Source organism: Methylobacillus caricis, from assembly GCF_020532705.1.
GTDB lineage: Bacteria > Pseudomonadota > Gammaproteobacteria > Burkholderiales > Methylophilaceae > Methylobacillus > Methylobacillus caricis.
The window spans coordinates 565,741-589,906 of the sequence record NZ_JAJAVD010000001.1 but is presented as its reverse complement, the minus strand read 5'-3'; the positions used below and the strand labels follow the sequence as shown (position 1 = coordinate 589,906).

The following is a 24,166-nucleotide window of genomic DNA, read 5'->3' as shown; positions in this document are numbered from 1 at the left end:
AATAAATTCACCAAATATCAGGAATAACTAATCATCCTCGAGCACAATAGCAACAAAATAGCTTTATCCCTCTATCAGTCCATGCCTGATCGCCAGTCTGACCAATTCTATTGGGCTGCTAATCCCCAATTTCTGTTTGAGTAATGTCTGATAATTAGCCACCGTTTTCTGACTGATTTTGAGGATAGTGGCAATCTCTTCAATACCATGTCCTTCGGCGAGCAATCGGAATACCTCAAACTCGCGCGCAGATAACAATCGTGTAGGATCATCATCCCCAGACAGGCTCTGTAGTGCGATTTTCTGCGCAATACCTGAACTGAGGTATCCCTTGCCAACTGAAACTTCACGTACGGCTTGCACAAGATCATCTGCAGCGCCAGATTTTGCAACATACGCGCGTGCGCCTGAGCTCAATGCTTGTGACGCAAAAGCTGCATTCTCATGCATGGAGAAAATCACGACCCGCGCCTGAGAATACCGAGCCACAATGCGTCTCAGGGCTTCCAGACCGCCCATACCAGGCATGGACATGTCCATGACGACCACATCAGGAAGATGCTCTCCATAGAGCTGGTAAGCCTGTTCACCGCTATCCGCCTCTATAATGACATCGATGCCATCACTTTGCTCCAGCAACCGGCGCAGACCGGAGCGAACGACCTCATGATCATCCACCAGCATGACACGAATAATGGCACTCATTCCCTATCCTTTTATATTATTTACATTGGCAACTTGACATAAATACGCGTACCAGCTGCCAGAGCACTGTCTAACTCAAACTTTCCGCCAAGACCTTCCACTCGTTCACGCATCCCGGCCAAACCAAATCCTGATGGCGCCTGCCCGACATTAAAACCCTGACCATCATCATCTATCCTGAGAACAATAGCCGAGTTCTCAGACTGAACGTGGATAGCTATTTTTTTTGCATGCGCATGACGCGTGATATTGGTCAGGCATTCCTGCACTATACGATAAATAGCAATCGCCATGGTTTCATCCTGCACAGATTCCAAGCCTTCAGAAATAGCCACATCCACTTCAATTGCCCGGTTGCGCTGGCGCCACGTATCAATCAGATCCGTCAAGGCAACTGCAAGACCAAACTCGTCCAGCCCGCTAGGCCTTAAACGTTGCAGCATGTCATGGACTATATCCATCATCTGCCTGGCTACCACACTGATTGCCTTTGCACTTTCCTTTGCCCCCTCAATACTTTTGGCATTCAGAATTGCAGAAGCATCTACATGGGCGGCCGTCAAATACTGACCAATCTCATCATGCAAGTCACGCGCAAGGTTTTTGCGCTCGTCTTCTTGCAAGCGGATCATTTGCTGCGTCAACTTATGATTGCTATGTATACTTTTTTCAAGGGTCTCAGCCATCGCATTAAACTTGCGGCTGATGCCCGACAATTCAGGCAACTCAAACTCCGGCAACCTGGCCTTGAGATTTCCCTGCTCAAGTTCGTTTAAAGCAGATAGGACACTATCTACGGGTCTCATGGCACGCCCCACTGCCCAGTAAACCACCGCATTCACAACGACAAAAAATATTGCCACAAGCACAAGCAATCCAAAAATATCATCAAGCACCTCGGCAATTTCATATGATGGATCCGGTGTCACAACCAGCTCGCCTATCATGCGGCCATTGACAAAAATCTTGCGCCGTATCTCAGGCATAGCCGGTGAAATAAAACCCATGGTACGCACCAGCCAGGAAACACCCTCTTCCTTATCAGGTTGAATATTGCTATCCCGCAAACGTCCATAAGCATCAAAGAACTCTATGCGGAGATGCCTGACATTCTCCAAGCTTTGCAGCCTGAAAATTGAGCTTTGATTTTTTTCATCATTCCGCAGCCAGCCGAAATCCGAGGTGTAATGAAGAATTTCTGCATCAAGCAAATGCATGGCAAGCATTGCAGTCGACTCCACTTCTGCACGTACATCATTCCGTGCATTGTGGATCATCAACAGTGCTGCAAAAAATAATACCAATGCTAGCAGGAGCGTAATGATCAGGTTAAGGCGAAGCTTCAGGTTCATCGGGGAACTGGATCTTGTGAGCCGTTGCAGACGATTGCGCAATTTAAATCAGTTCTCCGAAAACAGATACGGGAGAAAATCCCAATGTTCATTATTTAGCAGAATCAAACTTAATGAACAATTCCCTTACTCGAAATGAGACATTCCTACATCCACATAACCTATCGACAAATAGAATGGTAAGCAGAAGTTAAGAGTTCACTCCATGTTCTTTGCAACTTCTCCATAGTGTAACGCCAGCGTGTTTTCACGCTGGCTTTTTTCTTTTCTGAAGAAGCCCTTACTTTCGCCCGGCTACTTGCGGCGAGACTTGAGTTCCTCTGTCAAATGAGGTGCTAACGTTTGTAGCATTTGAACAAATACTTTTGGATTGGCTGCCACAATATTGCCGCTTTCAAGAAAACCTTCATTTCCTTCAAAGTCACCTACCAGCCCACCGGCTTCATGTACCAGCAGCGAGCCTGCAGCAATATCCCAGGTAGATAGCCCGATTTCCCAGAAGCCGTCGAACCAGCCCGCAGCCACATACGCCAGATCGAGCGCCGCCGACCCAGGACGTCGAATCCCTGCAGTTTTCTTGACCATGTCCTTGAACATTCCAAGATAGGTATCAAGATGGGTGAAATCGCGGAATGGGAAACCCGTGCCAATAATGGCATCCTGCATCTTGGGGCGGTTAGTGACGCGGATACGCTTGTTATTAAGGAAGGCACCGCCGCCACGAATGGCAGTAAATAAATCATTGCGGCTGGGGTCATAGACTACAGCCCGGATAATTTGTCCTTTGTGCATCAGGGCAATCGACACTGAATATTGCTGAAACCCATGCAGGAAGTTCGTTGTGCCATCAAGCGGATCAATAATCCAGACACTTTCCGCATCTGCATCCTGGCGTCCACTCTCTTCGCCAAAAAAACCATGATCAGGATAAGCATCCTTGAGCACTTCGATAATGGCAGCTTCCGCAGCATGGTCAACCTCGCTGACAAAATCGTTATAGTCCTTGCTGCGTACAGTCAACGCACCAATGTCCATGGAGGCGCGGTTAATAATGTCGCCAGCGCGGCGAGCGGCCTTGACCGCATTATTCAACAAATGCATAGATTTTTCCGTATGATATCCCGGCACACCGGGCAAATTTTAAAGAACAGGTCAGACATGGACGCACCCAACAATTAAGTCTGCGCCCAAGAACTGGTAAAATAGCATTTTAATGCCTTATTGCCATGACCTCCAAACCTAATCTACTTCAACAAATCCGCATAGTCCTCTGCCAAACCAGTCACCCGGGCAATATAGGCGCTGCGGCCCGTGCGATGAAAACAATGGGGCTTAGCCGCCTGATGCTGGTCAAGCCAAAATCATTCCCGCATGCCGATGCAACAGCAATGGCCTCCGGCGCGGATGATCTACTTGAAAATTCCCTGATCTGCGAAACGCTGACAGAAGCGCTTGAGGGCTGCACACTTGCTATTGGCATGAGTGCCCGTAGACGTGAATTTTCACATGAATTGGTTTCTGCTCGGGATGGCGCCTTGAGGGCAACGGCTGCGGCACATACAGAGCAAGTCGCCATTGTGTTCGGCACTGAAATGAGCGGCCTTTCCAATGAGGAGCTTAATCACTGTCAGTTGCAATCCATGATCCACGCCAACCCGGAATACTCATCACTCAATCTGGCAGCTGCGGTACAGGTGTTCAGCTACGAACTGCGCATGGCGGCCATGGACAATCCACAGCCTGTGACCAATCCGCCTCAGCCTTTGGCAACCAACGAAGATATTGAGCGTTTATATCTTCATATGGAAGAAACCTTGATTGATATCGGCTTCCTGGATCCAGAATATCCCAAGCGATTGATGCAGAGGATACGCCGCCTGTTCGGTCGTACCGGACTGGAAAAAGAGGAGGTCAATATCCTACGAGGCATACTCTCAGCAACCCAGGCTCCTCGGCCACCCGCAAACAGAAAATAACCTGGACCTTGTCTCACCCATGGACCCAGGATAGGGATGACGAGATATTGTTAACAATTCAGAGTAAAATAATTAAGATGTTCAGCCATATCAAAGAAGACATCAGCGTCGTATTCGAGCGCGACCCTGCAGCACGCACACGCTGGGAAATACTCACCACTTACCCCGGTGTTCATGCACTGCTGATCCACCGCATTTCACATTGGATATGGACACACCGCTTTTACTGGATCGCCAGGTTCTTTTCCCATATTGCCCGCTGGTTCACCGGTATTGAGATCCATCCGGGTGCAGTGATCGGTCGGCGTGTTTTCATCGATCACGGCATGGGGGTAGTCATTGGCGAAACCGCCGTCATCGGAGACGACTGTACGCTATATCATGGGGTCACGCTGGGCGGCACATCATGGAATAAGGGCAAACGCCATCCCACCCTGCTTGCCGGCGTAGTGATTGGAGCTGGAGCCAAAGTTCTCGGCCCCATTACTATCGGCGTCAAAGCAAAAATAGGCTCCAACGCTGTCGTGGTAAAGGATATTCCAGACAATGCAACTGCCGTTGGTATTCCCGCACGCATTCTGGACCAGGAAAAATCTCGCCAGCGTGATGACATGGCAGAAAAAATCGGCTTCTCGGCCTATGGCGTCAGTGACAATATGAATGATCCCATGGCCAAGGCTATACACGTGCTAATAGACCATATTGCCCAGCAGGATGCACAACTTCAGACTGTTATGCAGCAGCTCGAAAAGCTGGGCGCAGACGTGGATACCGACGCTGAAATAGGCAAGGCATTTGATGTGAACTTCATCAACAAAATAGTTGACTAAAGTATTCAGGTATTCTAGACTTCATCACTAGAATCAAGTCGTAAGACACTGCGCCAAAGCCAGTCTGGGCGCGTTATCTGAATAACTTTAGGAAACAAAAATGCGATTAACAACAAAAGGCCGTTTTGCAGTTACCGCAATGCTTGACCTGGCCCTAAACGAAGAGGAAAAACCCGTAACCCTTGCTGGTATCAGCGAGCGTCAAGGTATCTCCCTGTCTTATCTGGAGCAACTGTTCAGCCGCCTGCGTCGCAACGGACTGGTCAAAAGTGTTCGCGGACCTGGTGGAGGCTACAGGCTTGCCAAGAAACACAGCGATATTTCCGTATCCGATATCATCACTGCAGTGGATGAACTGATTGATGCTACCCAATGCGGGGGCAAAGAGAACTGCCATGAAGGCAAGCCATGCATGACGCACGATCTCTGGTCCAGCCTGAACAGCAAAATCCTGGAATATCTCTCTGGCGTTGCTTTATCTGACTTGGTTGCATCGCAGCGTGAAGGCAAGGAAATCCGCTTTGCTGTCCGCCGAGAAAGCCGTGACAACCAGTTGCAGCATGCGCAGGTGGCAGCATAAGGCTGGATTGACACAGTGAGCACCGCTGTCTACTTTGATAATAATGGCACCACAGCACTGGATTCCCGAGTGCTCCAGGCAATGTTGCCATATTTGTCGGGACAGCAGGGCAATGCCACCAGCCGCCATATTTTTGGCCGTGCTGCCCGCAACGCCATAGACCAGGCCAGGGAACAGGTAGCAGACGCTGTGGGCGCGCATCCTTCCCAGGTAGTGTTTACTGGCAGCGGTACCGAAGCAGACAATCTGGCGATTAGTGGTGCGGCGAACGCGCTTGCACCAGGCCGCATTGCCGTTAGCAGTATAGAGCATCCAGCCGTAACGCGGCCTGCCGACGCATTGGTTTGGCGCGATTGGAAAGTGGTAAAAATTGCCAGCAACCGTGATGGGCAGGTTGAAAAGGCCGCATTAGCAGCCATATTGGAAGAGAAAACCGACATTGTGTCGGTGATGCTTGCCAATAATGAAACTGGCGTGATTCAGGACATCGCATCACTTGGCGAAATCGCCAGACAGCACAAAGCTTTTATGCATACCGATGCTGTGCAGGCATTAGGCAAAATGAACGTCGACTTCGTCGATCTGAATGTCCATGCAATGAGCTTGTCATCCCACAAGATCAACGGCCCGCAGGGTGCAGGTGCGCTGATCCTGGACAAGCGCATCGATATCCGTCCGCTGTTATATGGTGGCGGACAGGAAAAAGGATTGCGTAGCGGCAGCGAGAATATTGCCGCGATTGTTGGTTTTGGCGCAGCCTGTGCGTTTGCCAGCCGCGAAATCCAGCAACGCACAACTAAGCTCAAGATGCTGCGTGAAAGACTTGAACAAGGCCTTAAACAGCTGGATGCCACCATCTTCGGTGCAAGTACAGAGCGCCTGGCTAATACAAGCTTCTTTGCCTTTGCTGGCATAGAAGGTGAAACACTGGTCATGGCACTGGATCGCCAAGGTTTTGCAGTGGCAAGTGGATCAGCCTGCTCCAGCGATAGCACCGAGCCAAGTCATGTTCTGTTGGCCATGGGCGTGGAAGCGGATATGGCGCGTGGTGCGGTGAGAGTCAGCGTAGGCACTCACAATACTGCCGAAGAAATAGACCTTTTTCTGCATGCACTGAAAAATGAATTATCGAGATTGAGAAAATTAACTGCGGTAGCAGTTTAGGAAAGTTGATATGACAGTACGTACTCCAATTTACCTGGATTATTCGGCCACTACCCCTATAGATCCAAGGGTGGCAGAAAAGATGATCCCTTACCTGACCGAGCATTTCGGCAACCCGGCTTCACGTAGCCATGCGTTTGGCTGGACAGCGGAAAAAGCCGTGGAGAATGCTCGTGAAGAAGTGGCAAAGCTGGTAAACGCTGATCCGCGTGAGATTGTCTGGACTTCGGGAGCCACCGAATCGAACAACCTTGCCATCAAGGGAGCTGCCAATTTTTACAGCGGATCCAAGGGCAAGCATATCGTTACCGTGCAAACCGAGCACAAGGCTGTGATCGATACCGTGCGCGAGCTCGAACGTGTTGGCTATGAGGCAACGTATCTGACACCTGAACCTAGTGGCCTGTTAGACCTGGAAAAATTCAAGGCTGCCCTACGTCCTGATACCGTGGTGGCATCTGTCATGCTTGTTAACAATGAAATCGGCGTGATCCAGGATATTGAAGCCTTGGGCAATATCTGTCGCGAGCGCGGCGTGATTTTCCACGTTGATGCTGCACAGGCCACTGGCAAAGTACATATAGACCTGGAAAAACTACCGGTCGACCTGATGAGCTTCTCTGCCCACAAGACCTATGGGCCTAAAGGCATAGGCGCATTGTATGTGCGCCGCAAGCCCCGTGTGCGTATTGAAGCGCAGATGCATGGTGGTGGCCACGAACGCGGTATGCGCTCAGGCACTCTGGCAACCCATCAAATCGTGGGCATGGGTGAAGCTTTCCGCATTGCACGCGAGGAAATGGACACGGAAAATGTGCGTATCCGCCAACTGCGCGACCGCCTGCTCAAGGGACTGGAAGAAATTGACGAAGTGTATGTCAATGGAGACCTGGAACATCGTGTAGCACATAACCTGAACATCAGCTTCAATTTTGTTGAAGGTGAGTCACTGATTATGGCAGTCAAGGATATTGCGGTATCCAGCGGATCCGCATGCACCTCTGCCAGCCTGGAACCTTCTTATGTGCTGCGTGCACTGGGCCGCTCGGATGAGTTGGCACATAGCTCGATTCGTTTCTCTATTGGCCGCTTTACGACCGAAGAAGATATTGATTACACAATTGGCCTCATGAAAAGCAAGATTGGGAAATTGAGAGAACTGTCCCCCTTGTGGGAAATGCATCTGGACGGTATTGACCTCAGTACAGTCGAGTGGGCAGCTGAGCATTAGCAATTACTTATAGAGGCATACAGCTTTGTGCCTGGGAAATACCATGTGAAACATGCTACGCAGATAATTTGCATCACGATATCGACAGCAACATGTTTTGCATATTTTGAGGAGTAAAAAATGGCTTATTCAGACAAAGTACTAGATCACTATGAAAATCCCCGTAATGTGGGTTCTTTAGACAAGAACGACCCAACGGTAGGTACCGGCATGGTTGGTGCTCCTGCTTGTGGCGATGTGATGAAGTTACAGATCAAGGTGAATGAAAGCGGCATTATTGAAGATGCCAAGTTCAAGACTTATGGCTGCGGTTCCGCAATTGCTTCCAGCTCACTGGTGACCGAATGGATCAAGGGCAAGTCCCTGGATCAGGTCATGGAAATCAAGAACTCCGACATTGCCGAAGAGCTGGCATTGCCGCCAGTCAAGATACATTGCTCAGTCCTGGCAGAAGATGCCATTCGTGCCGCGGTAGCTGACCTCAAGGCTAAGCAGGGCATCAAGGACGAACAGGTAGCTTGAGGCTGGAACCATGGCAATCACTCTGACTGAAACTGCAGCCAAGCGGGTACAGAAATTCCTTGCCAACCGAGGCAAAGGCATAGGTTTGCGCTTGGGCGTCAAGACTACAGGCTGTTCAGGCATGGCTTACACACTGGAGTTTGTTGATGAATCCAATGCCGAGGATATGATGTTCGAGAGCCACGGGGTGAACGTCATTGTTGATCCCAAGAGCTTGGTTTACATTGATGGCACTGAACTGGATTTCACCAAGGAAGGCTTGAACGAAGGCTTCAAGTTCAACAACCCAAACGTCAAGGACGAATGCGGCTGCGGCGAGAGCTTCACGGTTTAGTAGTGCTGGATCTTGCCGCAGGTTTTACCCTAATTGCCCTTGCCAGCGCCCTATCGGCCAAGGATGTGCCATTTTCCGCAGATTGAACCACGCCCCGTATGTCCGATTTCCTGAAAAATCATTTTGAGTTGCTAGGCCTTGCACCAAGGTTTGAGATCAATAATGCAGAACTTGATCAAAGCTATCGCAAGATACAGGCTGAAGTACACCCAGACAAGTTTGTTGCCGGCACCTCTACTGAACGCATGCAATCCATGCAATGGGCAACCCAGGCTAACGAGGCTTACCGCACCCTGAAAAACCCGACCGCACGCGCACGATATTTATTGCACTTGCAAGGCGTGGACACAGAGGAAGAAAACAATACGGCAATGCCCGCTGAGTTCCTGATGCTGCAAATGGAATGGCGTGAAAAAACCGAAGAGGCCAGTCATGACAAAGATATCGGCGCACTGGATGCCATGCTAAAGGAAATGCTTAGCAAGTCCGCAGAGCTTCAGGCAGACCTGCAAACCGCCCTTGACCAGGAACAAGCCTGGCAGACCGCGGCCGAGATAGTGCGCAAGCTCAGTTTTATAGACAAGATACGCTACGATGTCGAACATGAAATCACCAAGCTGGAAGACTAACCACTAGCATCAAGATTACAACCCATGGCCTTACTACAAATATCAGAACCCGGAATGAGTACTGCCCCGCACCAGCACAGGCTGGCTGTGGGAATAGACCTGGGCACGACCAACTCGCTGGTGGCCACTGTTCGTAGTGGCCTGAGCACTGTACTGCTGGACGACCAAGGTCGGGCCCTGTTGCCTTCAGTCGTGCATTACCTTGAGGCAGGCAAGGTTGAAGTGGGTTACTCTGCCCAGCTACAACAAAGCCAGGACTCCCAAAACACTATCGCCTCGGCAAAACGTTTTCTTGGTCGCGGACTCAAGGATATTGGTGATACAAGTCATATGCCCTACCGCTTTGTGGAAGCCCCTGGCATGGTGCAGGTGGAAACCCGGGCTGGGATCAAAAGCCCGGTGGAAATTTCCGCTGAAATTTTAAAAACCCTTAAATCGCGTGCAGAACAAGCATTGGGTGGTCAACTTACCGGCGCCGTGATTACAGTACCAGCTTATTTTGATGATGCGCAGCGGCAGGCCACCAAGGATGCAGCCAGACTGGCTGGATTGAATGTGTTGCGCCTGCTGAACGAGCCAACAGCGGCCGCTGTCGCGTATGGCCTGGATAATGCATCCGAAGGCATTTACATCATTTATGATCTTGGTGGCGGTACATTTGATGTTTCCATCCTGCGCTTATCCAAGGGCGTATTTGAAGTTTTATCCACAAATGGCGACTCTGCGCTGGGCGGCGATGACTTTGATCGACGCATTTTCTGCTGGATACTAGAGCAATCGGGCATGCAACTGCTGAGCCCTGCAGACACCCGTTTGTTGCTAACCAAGGCGCGTGAAGCCAAGGAATGGCTCACCGAGCACGCCAGCGCCAACATTACCGCCCTGCTGAGCAATGGCGAATTGATTGACCTGAATTTGAGCCAAGAGGTATTCCATGCCTTGAGCCAGCAGTTGATCAGCCGTACGCTAACCCCGCTACGCAAAGCCTTGCGCGATGCACAACTGGATATTTCAGACGTCAAGGGCATCGTCATGGTGGGTGGTGCTACGCGCATGCCGCAAATTCAGCAGGCAGTCGCCGAATTCTTTGGCCAGGCACCGTTAACCAACCTTGACCCGGACAAGGTAGTTGCCCTCGGGGCCGCTATACAAGCCAATGTACTGGCAGGCAATCGTAGTGACGACGATCTGCTGCTGCTGGATGTCATTCCCCTTTCGCTGGGCCTGGAAACCATGGGCGGCTTGGTGGAAAAAGTAATCCCGCGCAACTCTACGCTGCCACTTGCCCGCGCCCAGGACTTCACCACATTCAAGGATGGGCAGACTGCCATGAGCATCCATGTGCTTCAAGGCGAACGGGAACTAGTCACTGACTGCAGGTCGCTGGGGCGCTTTGAATTGCGGGGCATTCCTCCAATGGCGGCAGGTGCCGCACGCATTCGCGTGACTTTCCAGGTAGATGCTGACGGCCTGCTTTCCGTATCTGCACGCGAGCAAACCAGCGGCGTTGAAGCGAATATTGTCGTCAAGCCTTCATACGGCCTTAGCGAAGAAGACATCATCGGCATGTTGCGATCATCATTCAATTCTGCCGCTGCTGACAAGGAGGCACGCGCCCTGCAGGAAGCGCGTGTAGATGCCGCTCGCTTGCTGGAAGCAATAGAAGCCGCTCTTGCCAAGGATGGTGACGCTCTGCTCAATGCAGAGGAAAAGCAGATTATAGAATCTGAAGCCTACAAGCTGCGCATGCTCATGGGTGCAGAAGACAGCACTGCCATTCACCAGGCTGTGGAAGCGCTTAACCACGCTACCGAAACTTTTGCAGCACGCCGCATGGATGCTTCTGTCAAGCAGGCATTGGCAGGGCAAACACTGAATACACTGGAAATCTAGCTCATGGCCAAAATCACCGTACTTCCCCACCCTGAGCTATGCCCCGAAGGTAAGACCTTCGAGGCGCAGCCAGACCGCTCGATCTGCCATAACCTGCACAAACAGCATATAGATATAGACAGCGCCTGTGGCGGTGTCTGCGCTTGCACCACTTGTCATGTTTTCATCCGGAAAGGCTATAACTCGCTCTCCGAACCTGATGAGAATGAGGAAGATATGCTGGACCAGGCCTGGGGCCTGAGAGCCGATTCCCGATTATCCTGCCAGGCGATTATTGGCGATGAGGACATCGTTGTTGAAATCCCGATTTACTCGCTTAACCTGGCGAAAGAGCCACCCCACTAGATTGCAGGGTTCAGCTTGGGTAAGGCAATACCAAGCTGCAGGCAGCCTATACCTGATCCAACTCAAACTGCATATCCTTGATATGGGTGCGTCCGCCACGTTTCGCCGTATCAAACCGGAGCATGCCAGTGAAATCTTCATCCGGTAAAGGCCTGCTGAAAATATAGCCCTGCAGCTGGTCACACGATTGCGCACGCAGAAATTCAAGCTGTGCCTGATTCTCCACCCCTTCCGCCACCACCTTGATCTTCAGGCTGTGTGCCATGGCAATAATCGCCTGTGTAATCGCCGCATCATCGCTATCCTGTGGCACATCCCTGACAAAAGAGCGATCAATCTTGAGAGAATCAATGGGGAAATGCTTGAGGTAGGCCAGGGATGAATAGCCGGTGCCAAAATCATCAATCAATACATGCGTACCTAGATCGCGGAAATGCTGCAGAATATCGCTGGCATGCTCGGCATTTTGCATGATCATGCTCTCGGTAATCTCTAGCTCCAGGCAATCTGCCGTCAGCCCGCTGTCTGCCAAGGCCTCGCTGATAACCTCCCGCAGGCTATCCTCACGGAATTGGCGTGCAGACAGGTTGACACCCACCCTGATCGGTCGGCCGGCAATAGACTGCCATTGATAGGCATCCTTGCAGGCCTGGTTGATGACCCACGCCCCAATGTCGATAATCAGACCTGTCTCCTCTGCGATTGGGATAAAATCCTGTGGCGAAATGGTTCCCAATTCTGCACTGTTCCAACGTATCAGTGCCTCTGCTCCCACGATATGCTGTCCCGACAAATCAAGCTTGGCCTGGTAAAGCAGGGTGAATTCCTCACGTTCCAGCGCACGACGCAGGTTATTTTCCAGGATCAGGCGATCCACACTATGGGTATTACTCTCGGCTGAATAAAAGTGGAAGGTATTTTTTCCATCATCCTTGGCCTTGTACATGGCCATATCTGCATTTTTAAGCAGCGAGAAGATATCAACACCATCTTCGGGATAAACGCTAATGCCGATACTGGCGCTAATATAAAGCTCCTGATTCATCAGGATAAAAGGTTGTGCAAGCATATTCATGATCTTGCGGGCCACTGCGCTCAGGTATTGAGTTTCAGTAAAATCTTCAAGCAGCACCACAAACTCGTCACCACCCTGGCGTGCGATCGTATCAGTCAGCCGCAAACAATCCTTCAGGCGCTTGGCCGCCTCTTGCAACAACATATCTCCAGCCTGGTGCCCCAAAGTATCATTGATGATCTTGAACCGATCCAGGTCAATAAAGAGCACCCCCACCCGATTCCGGTATCGTTGCGCACGTAGCAGCGCCAGCTCCATACGCTCTTGCAACAGCGCCCGGTTAGGCAAGCCAGTCAGCGCATCATGGGTAGCCAGGAACTGCAGGCGCTCTTCGGACTGCTTGCGCTGGCTGATGTCAGTCAACACCGCCACATAGTTCTGCAATAGGCCGTTAGCATCATGTACCGTACTGATGGACACCCACTCGGGGTAATACTCGCCATTCTGCTTGCGCGCCAGTATCTCGCCCATCCATTTGCCTTTTTCCTGCACGATATTACCAATCGGCTGGTCTTCCTCCCCTATCTCATCGAGCAGCCGCAAGTGCTTGCCTACCGTATCGTCTCTAGCATAACCGGTGATATCCAGATAAGCTTGGTTCACCTCCAGTATCTGACGGTTGCGATCAGCGATCAGGATACCTTCTGCCGTATTCTCAAACACCTGTTTGGATAATCGCAAACTGGTTTCGCCCTCCTTGCGGGCTGTGATATCGAGCATGACCCCCACCAGCTCCTGGGGATGCCCAAACCGGTTGGGAATCACGCGCACAATATCCTGCACCCAGACAGTACGCCCGTCTGCAGCAATCATGCGATAGTCGAACATATGGTTTTTAAGCTGGGCCGACTCAGCCTTGCAGAAATCAACCACCCACCCCCGGTCATCAGGGTGGATTTTTTCCATCCAGAAAGTGGGACTCTGCGTCCATTCAGCCAGCGGATAACCCATCAATGTTTCGGCCTCCTGGCTAACAAAGGTAAATACCCCGTCTGGCGTAGCACGCCAGACAATTGCCTGCACCGACTCCACCAGCTCGCGATATTCAGCCTGGCTTTGCAGTAGCGCAGCCTCTGCCTGCTTGCGACTACTGATATCAATAATCAGCACGACCACTCTCTCGCTGCCATCACGGTAATTGGCAGCTGCCACCTCAATCGGCACAGGCTTTCCCGACTTGCTGATGCCTGTCGCTTCATAGCGGCTGGGTGTATCAAGTCCCTGCATTCTCAACTGATAGTGCTGTGCCACGCGCGCCCTGTCCATGGGGTGGATAAGGTTCAGGAAGTCTGACCCCAGCGGAATATCGCGGGCATCATAGCCACCAATCTGCCACACCGCCTCATTGGCATACACAATCTTGCCGTGCTCAATGACGATGACCCCTTCACCAGCATCGGATTGCGCATTGATCAAGGCGTTATAAAGCCCCAATTGATTGTTGAGTTTCTCCCCGGCACGCACCCGTCCGACATTCAGGCCTGACAATCCAACTCCCGTAGAGACCGTGACCAGCACAAATAACCAATAATTCAATAGATCAGCATGCATCATTTGCATACCGAAATAGCCTTGATAGCCCGCCGCCACCCATAACGCGGTAATTGAAATGCTCAAAGAGGCAATCGCTGCCCCACGCTGATGGAAACTCAATGCAGCCCAGATCACAAGGGGGAATACGAGGAACGCTTTTGCCTCAAGCTTAAGCAGTGAGTCAGACCATGTATTAGTAAAGGCCAGAATAAACATTGCCAGGAGAATCAGCAGCAATATCCCCGCCTCAACTACCTTGGCACGGCTCCAGCGAATTGGCTCATGATGCAAACATGCAAGAACGGCCGGCGTAAACAAAATGATGCTCAAGGCATCTCCCATCCACCATTGCCACCACACATCCATCCAGGAAGCAGACTCCAAAATGCTTGCCACGGATAAGCTGGACAAAGCCACAGTGGCACCAAGCACAGGGCTTAACACTGCTCCCAGGACCATTAACCCAAGAAGATCGCGCAAGCGAGTCATGGCGGGGTCGAACTGCACCATACGCTTCAGCATATAATTGGCCAGCCAGGCACTGGCAATATTGCCTAGCGCAATCACGATTGCCACCATGATAGGCAAACCTATGCTGTATTCTGCAAAAAAGGCCCCAATCAGCAAACCTGGCAGAAACCGATGACCGCCGATAACAAGCATTGCCAGGGCAAACCCGGCTGGCGGCCAGATTAGGACGGCGATGGTTTTTGGCACACCGAACTGGATTGCACTTTGTGCCAACAGGAAATAGCACAGTCCAATCATTGCAATCGTCAGGCAATATCGAATCGGCCTGTTCCTGGCGACAGGCTGGTGGCTGGATATGTACATAATTCGGGTATTGTATTAGTAAATTCCTACATCGCGCATTAATCTTCAATGCAAATAAAAAAGCCCGCACAAGGCGGGCTGGAACTGCTCTGCAAATATGTTAGAAGTTGTACTGCAACTGCATGCGCAAGATGTCAGTATTGTACTTGTCATAGGGAGCTGTCGCTAAATTATTGCGATCAAGCTTGGAATAGTAAGCAGTGAACTCAATTTCAGGCACTGGCTGCCATTCGAAACCCGCCTCCCAATCCTTGACATGGTTCTGCGGCGCATTGGTTTCAAACTTCTGCGCGCCATCATAGTATTGCCATTTGACGAAAGGAATCAACACGCCATATCCATAGAAATCGTTGATCTTGTACATGGCTTGTATATAACCGCCATTCAATGACTTCTCTTCAACTCTCGTGCCTGCGTCGTTCAACGACGGGCCGCGTCCCCAGTTCCATTCAGCCTGCAAACCGAAAGGCTGTGGGTAGAGCACTGCATGGACACCTACGCGCTGATCCTTGAAGCCGTCGGTGCCAGAATCAGCAGCGATACCCGTGCCGCGATTGGGCTTGAAAGTACCAGACAATGCCTGGATACCCGCTTCCACAATCTGGCCACTTTCAAACTTGACTGGATAAGTGAAACGCGACACTACATGCATATTGTCGTTATTTTCGTCACGATTGGCACCGGTACCGTTATAGACACCGAAAGCGAACATACCATAGTTGCCAGAACCCTTCAGTCCACTGTCAACCAAGTACTTGAACATCTCCTGCTTGTCCTTCGGGGTGTAGTAATAGAATGCGCCAAGATCCCGCTCATCCTTACAGCAACTGTTCAAGGCATCATTACGATCCAGGGCAATACGGTTTTGGCTGGACTGCAAATTCTCAAAACTGTAAGGAATCTTGGACTGGCCTACCCGGATACGGTGCACGCGGTCTTTGGTCAGGTAGATATCACCATAAGCATCACGCAACTGGGCAATATTGCCGGTATTGTCGCTACTGCCAGTACGGCTGGCAAAATCAGGCTGGATATAATAAGAGAGACGCTCACCGATATCACCGTAGAATATCAATCGCATACGGCGGATCATCAAGTTGGTGTTATCGCCGATAGAACGGTCTGCTTGGTGCCGGACCTGCTTATCGCCACCCAGGATAGGATTGCTGCGGATCTGTATGTACCCGCGCACTTTCATCGTATCCGCCCAGCTTTTACTGGAACTGGCTGGCTTTGGTGCAGGTGCCATTGCAATCTGGTCAAGCTTCTCTTCCAGCTCGCGCTGCTTGAGTTCCAGGCTCTGCTTCATCTCCACCAAATCAATGCCTGCCGAATTATCGCTGCGGAATTCTGCCGTGTCATCCACCGGCTTGAATGTGCCCATCTTTACCCGGTTAGGACCGGGCTCTGAGAAAATCTGCTTGGTATTGGAATCCACATACAATTCCAGAGTTTGTGAAGAATCTGCTATTGCAGTAGCAGATGCCATGGTCAGCAAAGCAGCCATGACGGCTGCATTTATGTTCATTTTCCCTGTTGTCATCAGAATCACTTTAATCATGCACTCATCGATGTGGCATCAATCTGATTAATACCACCCCATTCTTGGCGGCTTTTTTACCACCAAGCCCCGCTCTGTCAGGTTATTGACCTTCTCATAGCGGTATGGCGTGCAGTATGTGCATTCAATGTGACTTTCTCATGTACATGAAATGACAAATTTGTGACAAGAACAAAACAGCGAATACCAAAAAAGGACTATGAATTAGAAAAACTTTGGATTATTTTCATCGAACCTTCATGATTTAACTGCATGATACGGTGCAATTTTTACCATGTCCTTTCAAAAACTTACATTCTTTAACAAATTGTATTTTATAAATACATAAAAAATTATCTATAATAATCATATTTGTACTGAACAAAATATTTATATCCATGTCTCTTTTTAAGTCTTACTTTGATTAATTCACCTAAAAATCAATTTGATTTTTACTAACCGGGGGAATCCAACATATGTATAAACACCCATTAAAAGATCGCGACAAAATGTCTCCACAAGAAGCCTTGAGCATACTGCTGGAAGGCAATGAGCGTTTTACCCAGAATATTTCCGCGCACCGAGACTTGCTGAATGTAGTCAATATCACCAAGGACAAGCAGCATCCGTTTGCTGCCATCCTCAGTTGCAGTGATTCACGTACGTCAACTGAACTGATTTTTGATCAAGGCCTGGGAGATTTATTCAGTGTTCGCTTGGCGGGCAATATCGCCTCTAGAAAAGCTATCGGCAGTCTGGAATATTCGTGCAAATATCTCGGCAGCAAGCTGATTGTGGTTCTTGGCCATAGCGGTTGCGGCGCCATCAAGGCCGCTTGTGATGGATTTTCCGGTGGGCACATTGGTGAAATCACCAAAATGATTTTCCCTGCAGTAGAAGCTGAGCAAACCATCAAGGAAAACCGCAACTCTAATAATGCAGAGTTTGTTCAGCATGTATGCGATCTCAATGTAAAAACACAGATTGATTCCATCTGGAATTCAAGCGAAATTCTGCGAGACCTGCTCAACCGCGGCGAAATCGGCATTGTAGGCGGAGTTTACGATCTCCAAACTGCCCAAGTCACCTTCCCTGACCATTACCAGATATTCAATGGCGACCACCCTCTTGTTCAAAACTGAACAAATAGGGGGTCGGTTCATTTTTAATTTCAGGATTTCATCGCAATGACAAGTCAAACCATAGCACCTTCAGTCAGCAAGGGCTCCTTAAGCAAGGACTTCTTTGCTTCCATTGTTGTATTCCTGGTAGCGGTACCACTTTGTTTGGGCATTGCTATCGCATCGGGCCTGCCTCCAACTGCAGGTATCATTACCGGGATTATCGGCGGCCTAGTTGTAGGCAGCATCTCAGGCTCACCATTGACGGTCAGCGGCCCGGCTGCAGGACTGGTCGTGATTGTCGCCGACATTGTGGCTGAGTATGGCCTTGCCATTTACGGCATCATCGTGCTGCTGGCAGGCCTGGTCCAAATACTGGCTGGCATATTCAAGCTCGGCGTATGGTTCCGTGCCATTTCGCCTGCCGTGATTCATGGCATGCTGGGTGGTATCGGTATTCTTATCATAGGTTCGCAATTTCACATCATGCTGGACCGTGACCCGCTTTCGAACGGTATCAAGAACCTGATGGATATACCCAGTGCATTGATTGAAACATTTGAAGTGCATGGCGGCAACATTTATGCAGCCAGCATAGGCCTGTTGACCATCACCTCCATCGTGCTCTGGACCAAATACGCCCCGCCAAAACTAAAACTGATCCCTGGTGCGCTGATTGGGGTAGTCCTGGCCGTAATTGTGGCCAATCTTTTCAACTTTGACATCAAGTATCTGACAGACCTGTTTGACGGTCCGACCAATCTTGAAAATATCCTGGGCACCATTGTCACACCTACGCTCGGTATAGCTCAGGCTTCCATGACAGGCGGCGTCATCGTTGCAGTGCTGTCCTTGGCATTTATTGCCAGTGCGGAATCCCTGCTGTCATGCGCAGCTGTTGACCAGATGCATCAAGGCGTACGCACCAAATATGATAAAGAACTGATGGCTCAGGGCGTAGGTAACACAATTTGCGGTTTTCTCAGCGCGCTCCCGATGACAGGGGTTATCGTACGTTCTAGCGCCAACGTTGAAGCAGGCGCCACTACCCGTGCATCGACTATCATGCATGGTTTCTGGCTATTGCTTTTCATCAGCGTTTTCCTGTTCACGCTTGAATACATCCCGGTCGCCACCCTGGCAGCCGTGCTGGTTTACACAGGCTACAAGCTGGCTTACCCCAAGGTCGCCAAACAACTTCTGGCCTATGGCAAGCCTGAGCTGGCAATCTACATCATCACCATCATCACCATCGTGAGCTTCAACCTGCTGGCAGGCGTGATTACCGGCCTGGCCCTGTCAATTGCCAAGCTGCTGTATGTATTCTCCCATGTGTCAATCAAGCCAGAGCATCAAGCCAGCAATAACAAGACCGTACTCCACCTCAAGGGCTCGGCTACCCTGCTCGGCATTCCCAAGCTGGTGTCCGTGCTTGACAGGCTGGAAGCTGGGCGTGACATCCACGTCCAGTTTGATGATCTTGAATATATTGACCATGCCTGCATAGAACTACTGAACGGCTGGCAGAAGCAATACGAGATGACTGGTGGCCAAGTCACCATAGAGTGGGATAGCCTGATCAATAAATATCACTCCAGGGAAGCTGAAGCAATCCAGGGATATTGATTTTGAATTTGCACATGAAATAAAAAATAAAAAGCCCCTTCCAAGGGGCTTTTTATTGCCAACAGGACATGTTATGAAGCGGACTGGATACGCTTGACCTTCGAGCCTTCCTCGGATGACAGCGATGCAATGTCGCCGGAAAGCTCACCACCCTCTTCAATAAAAATCTTACCGTACCGAATCTTGCCACTGACACGACCTGTCGCATGGATAATCAGCTGGCTACGCGCAGTCAGCTCACCCTCAAAATTTCCATGCACTTCAGCAACATCAATGCCCACCTTGCCGGAAAAGGAGCCATCAGCCGCAATCTGGATAACCCGGCTATCCATGGTAGCTTCGACCCGGCCCTCCACTACGAGGATGTCACAATCCTGAATTTCAGCCCCCTTCAACTTGACGTCAGGGCCGACGATCAAGCGGCTTCCCGTCTGTACATCAGTATTGGCTGAAGGCGCAGGCTTTGATTCCTGCTTGGGCGTGCTGGCGGATGCTACAGCGGCCATATGGCCGGGAATAGGCGATACCTCCGGCTTGCTGTTGAGCGACGTGGAAGCTGAGGAAACGGAAGGGCTGACCGAGTTGGAATGATGGCTGGGAGTTGAATTGCGACTGAAAAGACCTTGCTTGTTTAACATGGGGGAAACCTCTCTCTGGATTGAAAACAGATTCACATGACAGCGAATCCAGACCCAATGCAGTTAGCAAAGCCTGTGCCGGCTATAACTAAACACTAAAAATCAACATGTTAGAAAAGTAAATTAAGAGTTAGCAAGAGAATTACCGATCAAACGTCGCCCATATACGACGTTGAAAACCCGGCATCAAGGATTCAGGCCGTCTATCCAGCTAGGCAATTATTGTCGTTCTGGCGTATAGCAAGGCTATAAGCCTCATCAAGACTGGATCCGGCCCTTAAGGTCAAATTATCCTACAACAAAAACTCCTGTCGCCCAGAGGCAACGGTACCGCGAGGCATGATACAAAAAAGGCCGGAAATTCCGGCCTTGAGCTTAATGTTCTGGCCGCATATGCGGAAATAGAATCACGTCCCGGATGCTGGGGCTATCAGTCAACAGCATCACCAGACGGTCAATACCGATACCGCAGCCGCCAGTAGGAGGCATGCCATATTCCAGCGCACGGATGAAATCCGCATCGTAATACATTGCCTCATCATCTCCTGCTTCCTTGGCAGCCACTTGTGAATGAAAGCGTGCAGCCTGATCTTCAGCATCGTTCAACTCTGAGAAACCATTGGCAATCTCTCGACCAGTGATAAAGAGTTCATAACGCTCGGTAATGGCAGGATCAGTGTCAGAAGCACGCGCCAGTGGGGAAACTTCCACCGGGTAGTCAATAATATAGGTAGGCTCCCATAACTGGCTTTCTGCAGTTTCTTCAAACAATGCCAGTTGCAACGCGCCCAGCCCCAGATGGGCAAACGCCTCTACGCCAAACTTCTTGAGTTCCTGGCGCAGGAAAACCTGGTCATTCAACTGCTCCAGAGTATATTGAGGCGCATATTTCTGGATCGCTCCAACAATGGTGAGCCGCTGGAATGGCTTGGCCAGATCCAGCTCACGGCCTTGGTATTGCACAACAGCAGAGCCACAGGCAGCGATCGCCGCTGCGCGGATACAGTGTTCAGTGAAATCCATCAACCAGCGGTAATCAGTGTAAGCCGCATAGAATTCCATCATGGTGAATTCGGGGTTATGGCGAACACTCAGCCCTTCATTACGGAAATTCCGGTTGATCTCGAACACACGGTCAAAGCCCCCCACAACCAGGCGCTTCAGATACAACTCAGGTGCGATACGCATGTACATCTGCATATCCAGCGCATTGTGATGCGTGATGAACGGCTTGGCAGAAGCCCCGCCAGGAATCGGATGCAACATCGGTGTTTCCACTTCCAGGAACTCGTTGCTGAGCATGAAAGCGCGTATTGCCGCCACAATTTTGCTGCGTGCAGTAAAGGTGGCGCGGGTTTCCTCGGAAACTATCAGGTCCACATAGCGCTGGCGGTACTTGGTTTCCTGGTCAGCGAGGCCGTGGAATTTCTCTGGCAGTGGACGCAATGACTTGGTGAGCAAGCGCAGTTCGCTGACCTTGACTGAAAGCTCCCCGGTCTTGGTCTTGAACAGCACGCCACGCGCTGCAATGATGTCTCCCAGATCCCATTTCTTGAAAGCGTCATATAGCTCTTCACCAATATTCTCCCTGGTGACAAAAAGCTGGATGCGGCCACTTTTATCCTGCACTGTGGCAAAGCTGGCCTTGCCCATGACCCGCTTGAGCATCATGCGGCCAGCAATGGCCACCTGCACAACTTGCGCTTCCAGTGCCTCAGCCTCCAGCGGGTCATAAAGATCATGCAGGCTTTGCGAGATATGCTCGGGCTTGAAATCATTGGGAAATGCCACGCCCTTCTCACGAATGGCCTTGAGCTTCTCGCGCCGCTCGGCAATCACATGGTTTTCATCCTGCGCCACGGTGGACGTTTCAGTCACCACCTTTGAATTTTCAGCTTCGCTCACCCTTACACTCCCTGCTTCAAACTTTCAGAAATAAACGGATCCAGGTCGCCATCCAGCACCCCCTGGGTATTACCAACTTCGACATTGGTACGCAAATCCTTGATGCGCGACTGGTCAAGCACATAAGAACGAATCTGGTGACCCCAGCCGATATCGGTCTTGGAATCTTCCATCGCCTGCTTTTCCTCGTTGCGCTTGCGCAGTTCCAATGCATACAACTGCGCTTTCAACATATTCATCGCCTCATCCTTGTTGCGATGCTGCGAGCGATCATTCTGGCACTGCACGACGGTATTGGTCGGCAAGTGGGTAATACGCACAGCTGAATCGGTCTTGTTGATGTGCTGACCACCTGCGCCGGAAGCCCGATAAGTATCAATCCGCAAATCAGCAGGGTTGATCTCTACCACAATGGAGTCATCCACCTCTGGGTAGACAAATACACTGGCAAAAGAGGTATGGCGACGATTGCCGGAGTCAAACGGCGACTTACGCACCAGGCGATGCACGCCACTCTCGGTACGGAGGAAGCCATAGGCATAGTCGCCAGAAATTTTCAGGGATGCGCTCTTGATACCAGCCACATCGCCTTCTGATTCTTCCAGCACCTCGACCTTGAAGCCTTTGTTTTCACAATAGCGCAGATACATGCGCAACAGCATGGAGGCCCAATCCTGTGCCTCGGTACCCCCGGAACCGGCCTGGATGTCCAGGAAGCAATTATTGGGGTCCATAGGGTGGGAAAACATGCGGCGGAACTCCATTTCCGCCACAATCTTTTCCAGCGCTTGGGTATCGCTATCGATACTGAGCAAGGTGCTGTCGTCATTTTCATCACGCGCCATCTCAAACAGCTCGCGACTGTCACGCACGCCGTTATCGACCTCCGTCAATGACTTGACGACAAACTCCAGCTCACGACGTTCCTTGCCTAGTTTTTGCGAACGCTCGTTATCGTTCCAGATATTGGGGTCTTCCAGCAACTGGGAAACTTCTTCCAGGCGCTGTTGCTTGGTGTCGAAGTCAAAGATACCCCCGGAGGGCCTGGTGACGCTCAGCCAGATCGTCAAGACGATTGGCGATGATATTGAGTTGTTCCGCTTCCATGAGAAATGTCCGAACCATGCTGAATTCAAAGCATGCAATTATACATTATTGCCTGTGTGCCAGCCGTTCCCTCTTCATCACTCATGACAATACCCATGATTCCAGTTATGTATTCCAGGCACCAGGTTTTACCTACAATCATCCATTCGCCCTCAAGGATAAAGACAGATGCCAGCAGTCCCCGCTCAACTCCACGTTTCAATACTATTGGCAATACTGGTTTGCAGCACGCCGGCGCATGCACTGCTTAATGGCACTCCAAGCACAGATTTCGATATGGTGGGCCAGATTGTAGGCGGAGCTGATGGCGTTCTGATTGCGCCAAACTGGGTATTGACAGCAGGCCACGCCGCCACTACAGGCAAGATGTTTTCCTCAGGAGCAGGATCGGCCATGATAGACGCCAAATTCATCCTGCCAAATTACAACTTTCCAGGCAATGACCTTGCATTGCTGCACCTCTCCAGTGCCATTGAAAACCAGCCATTCACCGCCCTGAATTTAACTTATATTGAAGCTGGCAACATTGCAGATTTCAGCACTGTTACCCTTGCCAATGCGAGCGGCAATGGCAACAATCAGTATGTAGAGACCACCCTCGTAAACGCTTATGCCCACGCTGGCAACTATTTTGTGCATTGGATTGTGGCCGACCAGAGCCCTGATGGCAGGCCGATAGTGCAAGGTGGTGACAGTGGCAGCGCCTTGTACCTTGGATTGGCCGATACAGTCGCGCCAGTGCTGGGAGGGATCGCTTCTGCCATTTGCCTGACCAACAAATCCTGTTATGTGCAGCCTACGGCTTACCGTGACTGGCTGGATATCACGATGATGCTATACGTGCCAAGCAATCCGGACGAAACACCCAGGCAATCAGTGCAATGGGTGGAAACCGTCAGCATTCCCGGAGGCATATCCAGCATGGCCAGCTCTTCCGTCGCAGCCGTCCCTGAACCTTCAACCATACTGTTGATGCTCTCCGGGCTACTGCTTGGCTGGAGAAAATTCCGCCAACAATATCAAGATGCCCTTCCCCGCAGGATCAATCCGGGATTTTAACCACCGTCACGAGACATTGAGGCATGACATGAGGAGATGAGACAGGCAAAATGGCATTTTTGCTGAATTGTCACAAACCTGAAACAATTCATCTTTATATTTGCCACGTTGCCAAAAAACCCGGCCTCCTCATGCACCGGACGCAACATTGATCAATCGACGGAGCC

General features: G+C 50.6%; 21 protein-coding genes. 13 read left to right on the top strand and 8 right to left on the bottom strand.

Going from position 1 to position 24,166, the window contains the following annotated elements; genetic code table 11:
* Positions 1 to 63 precede the first annotated feature (63 nt).
* The 3 genes from LG200_RS02850 to LG200_RS02840 all read right to left on the bottom strand — a co-directional run bounded on the left by LG200_RS02850 (position 64) and on the right by LG200_RS02840 (position 3,158).
* Positions 64 to 705, bottom strand: coding sequence for a response regulator (locus LG200_RS02850; RefSeq protein WP_226756087.1), 642 nt, complete (start codon positions 703 to 705; stop codon positions 64 to 66).
* 20 nt (positions 706 to 725) lie between these two features.
* Entirely contained in the window at positions 726 to 2,057 is a 1,332-nt protein-coding gene (locus LG200_RS02845) for a sensor histidine kinase (protein WP_226756086.1), read from the bottom strand.
* A gap of 294 nt (positions 2,058 to 2,351) precedes the next feature.
* Positions 2,352 to 3,158: an inositol monophosphatase family protein gene (locus LG200_RS02840; protein ID WP_226756085.1), complete on the bottom strand. Its 807-nt coding sequence runs from the start codon at positions 3,156 to 3,158 to the stop codon at positions 2,352 to 2,354.
* A gap of 125 nt (positions 3,159 to 3,283) precedes the next feature.
* Here LG200_RS02840 and LG200_RS02835 point away from each other — a divergent pair, with 125 nt between their 5' ends.
* From LG200_RS02835 to fdx, 10 genes are all read left to right on the top strand, one after another.
* Complete coding sequence (locus LG200_RS02835) at positions 3,284 to 4,033, top strand: RNA methyltransferase (RefSeq protein ID WP_226756084.1); 750 nt, start codon at positions 3,284 to 3,286, stop codon at positions 4,031 to 4,033.
* Positions 4,034 to 4,110: 77 nt separating this feature from the next.
* Entirely contained in the window at positions 4,111 to 4,863 is a 753-nt protein-coding gene (gene cysE / locus LG200_RS02830) for a serine O-acetyltransferase (protein WP_226756083.1), read from the top strand.
* A 100-nt stretch (positions 4,864 to 4,963) separates the two neighbouring features.
* Positions 4,964 to 5,443 (top strand): Fe-S cluster assembly transcriptional regulator IscR, encoded by a 480-nt coding sequence (gene iscR / locus LG200_RS02825; protein ID WP_226756082.1) that lies wholly within the window; start codon positions 4,964 to 4,966, stop codon positions 5,441 to 5,443.
* A 15-nt stretch (positions 5,444 to 5,458) separates the two neighbouring features.
* Positions 5,459 to 6,607, top strand: coding sequence for a cysteine desulfurase family protein (locus LG200_RS02820; RefSeq protein WP_226756081.1), 1,149 nt, complete (start codon positions 5,459 to 5,461; stop codon positions 6,605 to 6,607).
* A gap of 10 nt (positions 6,608 to 6,617) precedes the next feature.
* Entirely contained in the window at positions 6,618 to 7,838 is a 1,221-nt protein-coding gene (locus LG200_RS02815) for an IscS subfamily cysteine desulfurase (RefSeq protein WP_226756080.1), read from the top strand.
* Positions 7,839 to 7,958: 120 nt separating this feature from the next.
* The gene (gene iscU / locus LG200_RS02810; RefSeq protein WP_226756079.1) at positions 7,959 to 8,360 is read left to right on the top strand and encodes a Fe-S cluster assembly scaffold IscU; all 402 of its coding nucleotides are present in this window, start codon (positions 7,959 to 7,961) and stop codon (positions 8,358 to 8,360) included.
* A 10-nt stretch (positions 8,361 to 8,370) separates the two neighbouring features.
* A complete protein-coding gene (gene iscA / locus LG200_RS02805; RefSeq protein ID WP_226756078.1) occupies positions 8,371 to 8,694 on the top strand; it encodes an iron-sulfur cluster assembly protein IscA in 324 nt (107 codons plus the stop codon).
* A gap of 98 nt (positions 8,695 to 8,792) precedes the next feature.
* The gene (hscB, locus tag LG200_RS02800) at positions 8,793 to 9,323 is read left to right on the top strand and encodes a Fe-S protein assembly co-chaperone HscB (protein ID WP_226756077.1); all 531 of its coding nucleotides are present in this window, start codon (positions 8,793 to 8,795) and stop codon (positions 9,321 to 9,323) included.
* A gap of 24 nt (positions 9,324 to 9,347) precedes the next feature.
* Positions 9,348 to 11,216, top strand: a complete 1,869-nt coding sequence (gene hscA / locus LG200_RS02795) for a Fe-S protein assembly chaperone HscA (RefSeq protein ID WP_226756076.1) — start codon at positions 9,348 to 9,350, stop codon at positions 11,214 to 11,216.
* A 3-nt stretch (positions 11,217 to 11,219) separates the two neighbouring features.
* Complete coding sequence (gene fdx / locus LG200_RS02790; protein WP_226756075.1) at positions 11,220 to 11,561, top strand: ISC system 2Fe-2S type ferredoxin; 342 nt, start codon at positions 11,220 to 11,222, stop codon at positions 11,559 to 11,561.
* 46 nt (positions 11,562 to 11,607) lie between these two features.
* On the opposite strand, the gene LG200_RS02785 is transcribed toward fdx, so the two are convergent.
* Together LG200_RS02785 and LG200_RS02780 are read right to left on the bottom strand one after the other, a co-directional pair.
* Positions 11,608 to 14,937 (bottom strand): bifunctional diguanylate cyclase/phosphodiesterase, encoded by a 3,330-nt coding sequence (locus LG200_RS02785; RefSeq protein ID WP_226756074.1) that lies wholly within the window; start codon positions 14,935 to 14,937, stop codon positions 11,608 to 11,610.
* 166 nt (positions 14,938 to 15,103) lie between these two features.
* A complete protein-coding gene (locus LG200_RS02780) occupies positions 15,104 to 16,531 on the bottom strand; it encodes a porin (protein WP_226756073.1) in 1,428 nt (475 codons plus the stop codon).
* 488 nt (positions 16,532 to 17,019) lie between these two features.
* Between LG200_RS02780 and LG200_RS02775 the strand changes: the two genes are divergently transcribed.
* Both LG200_RS02775 and LG200_RS02770 read left to right on the top strand, forming a co-directional pair.
* Positions 17,020 to 17,685, top strand: coding sequence for a carbonic anhydrase (locus LG200_RS02775; protein WP_226756072.1), 666 nt, complete (start codon positions 17,020 to 17,022; stop codon positions 17,683 to 17,685).
* A gap of 45 nt (positions 17,686 to 17,730) precedes the next feature.
* Entirely contained in the window at positions 17,731 to 19,290 is a 1,560-nt protein-coding gene (locus tag LG200_RS02770) for a SulP family inorganic anion transporter (RefSeq protein ID WP_226756071.1), read from the top strand.
* 71 nt (positions 19,291 to 19,361) lie between these two features.
* On the opposite strand, the gene LG200_RS02765 is transcribed toward LG200_RS02770, so the two are convergent.
* From LG200_RS02765 to prfB, 3 genes are all read right to left on the bottom strand, one after another.
* Positions 19,362 to 19,928, bottom strand: coding sequence for a bactofilin family protein (locus LG200_RS02765; RefSeq protein WP_226756070.1), 567 nt, complete (start codon positions 19,926 to 19,928; stop codon positions 19,362 to 19,364).
* Between the two features lie 375 nt (positions 19,929 to 20,303).
* Positions 20,304 to 21,833: a lysine--tRNA ligase gene (lysS, locus tag LG200_RS02760; RefSeq protein WP_226756069.1), complete on the bottom strand. Its 1,530-nt coding sequence runs from the start codon at positions 21,831 to 21,833 to the stop codon at positions 20,304 to 20,306.
* A 2-nt stretch (positions 21,834 to 21,835) separates the two neighbouring features.
* Positions 21,836 to 22,940 (bottom strand): peptide chain release factor 2 gene (prfB, locus tag LG200_RS02755; protein ID WP_226757284.1). Its coding sequence is split into 2 segments (ribosomal slippage): positions 21,836 to 22,858 and positions 22,860 to 22,940, totalling 1,104 coding nucleotides; the frame shifts between segments, so codons are not numbered across the junction.
* Between the two features lie 168 nt (positions 22,941 to 23,108).
* Here prfB and LG200_RS02750 point away from each other — a divergent pair.
* Positions 23,109 to 23,999: a trypsin-like serine protease gene (locus LG200_RS02750; protein WP_226756068.1), complete on the top strand. Its 891-nt coding sequence runs from the start codon at positions 23,109 to 23,111 to the stop codon at positions 23,997 to 23,999.
* The last annotated feature ends 167 nt before the right edge of the window (positions 24,000 to 24,166 follow it).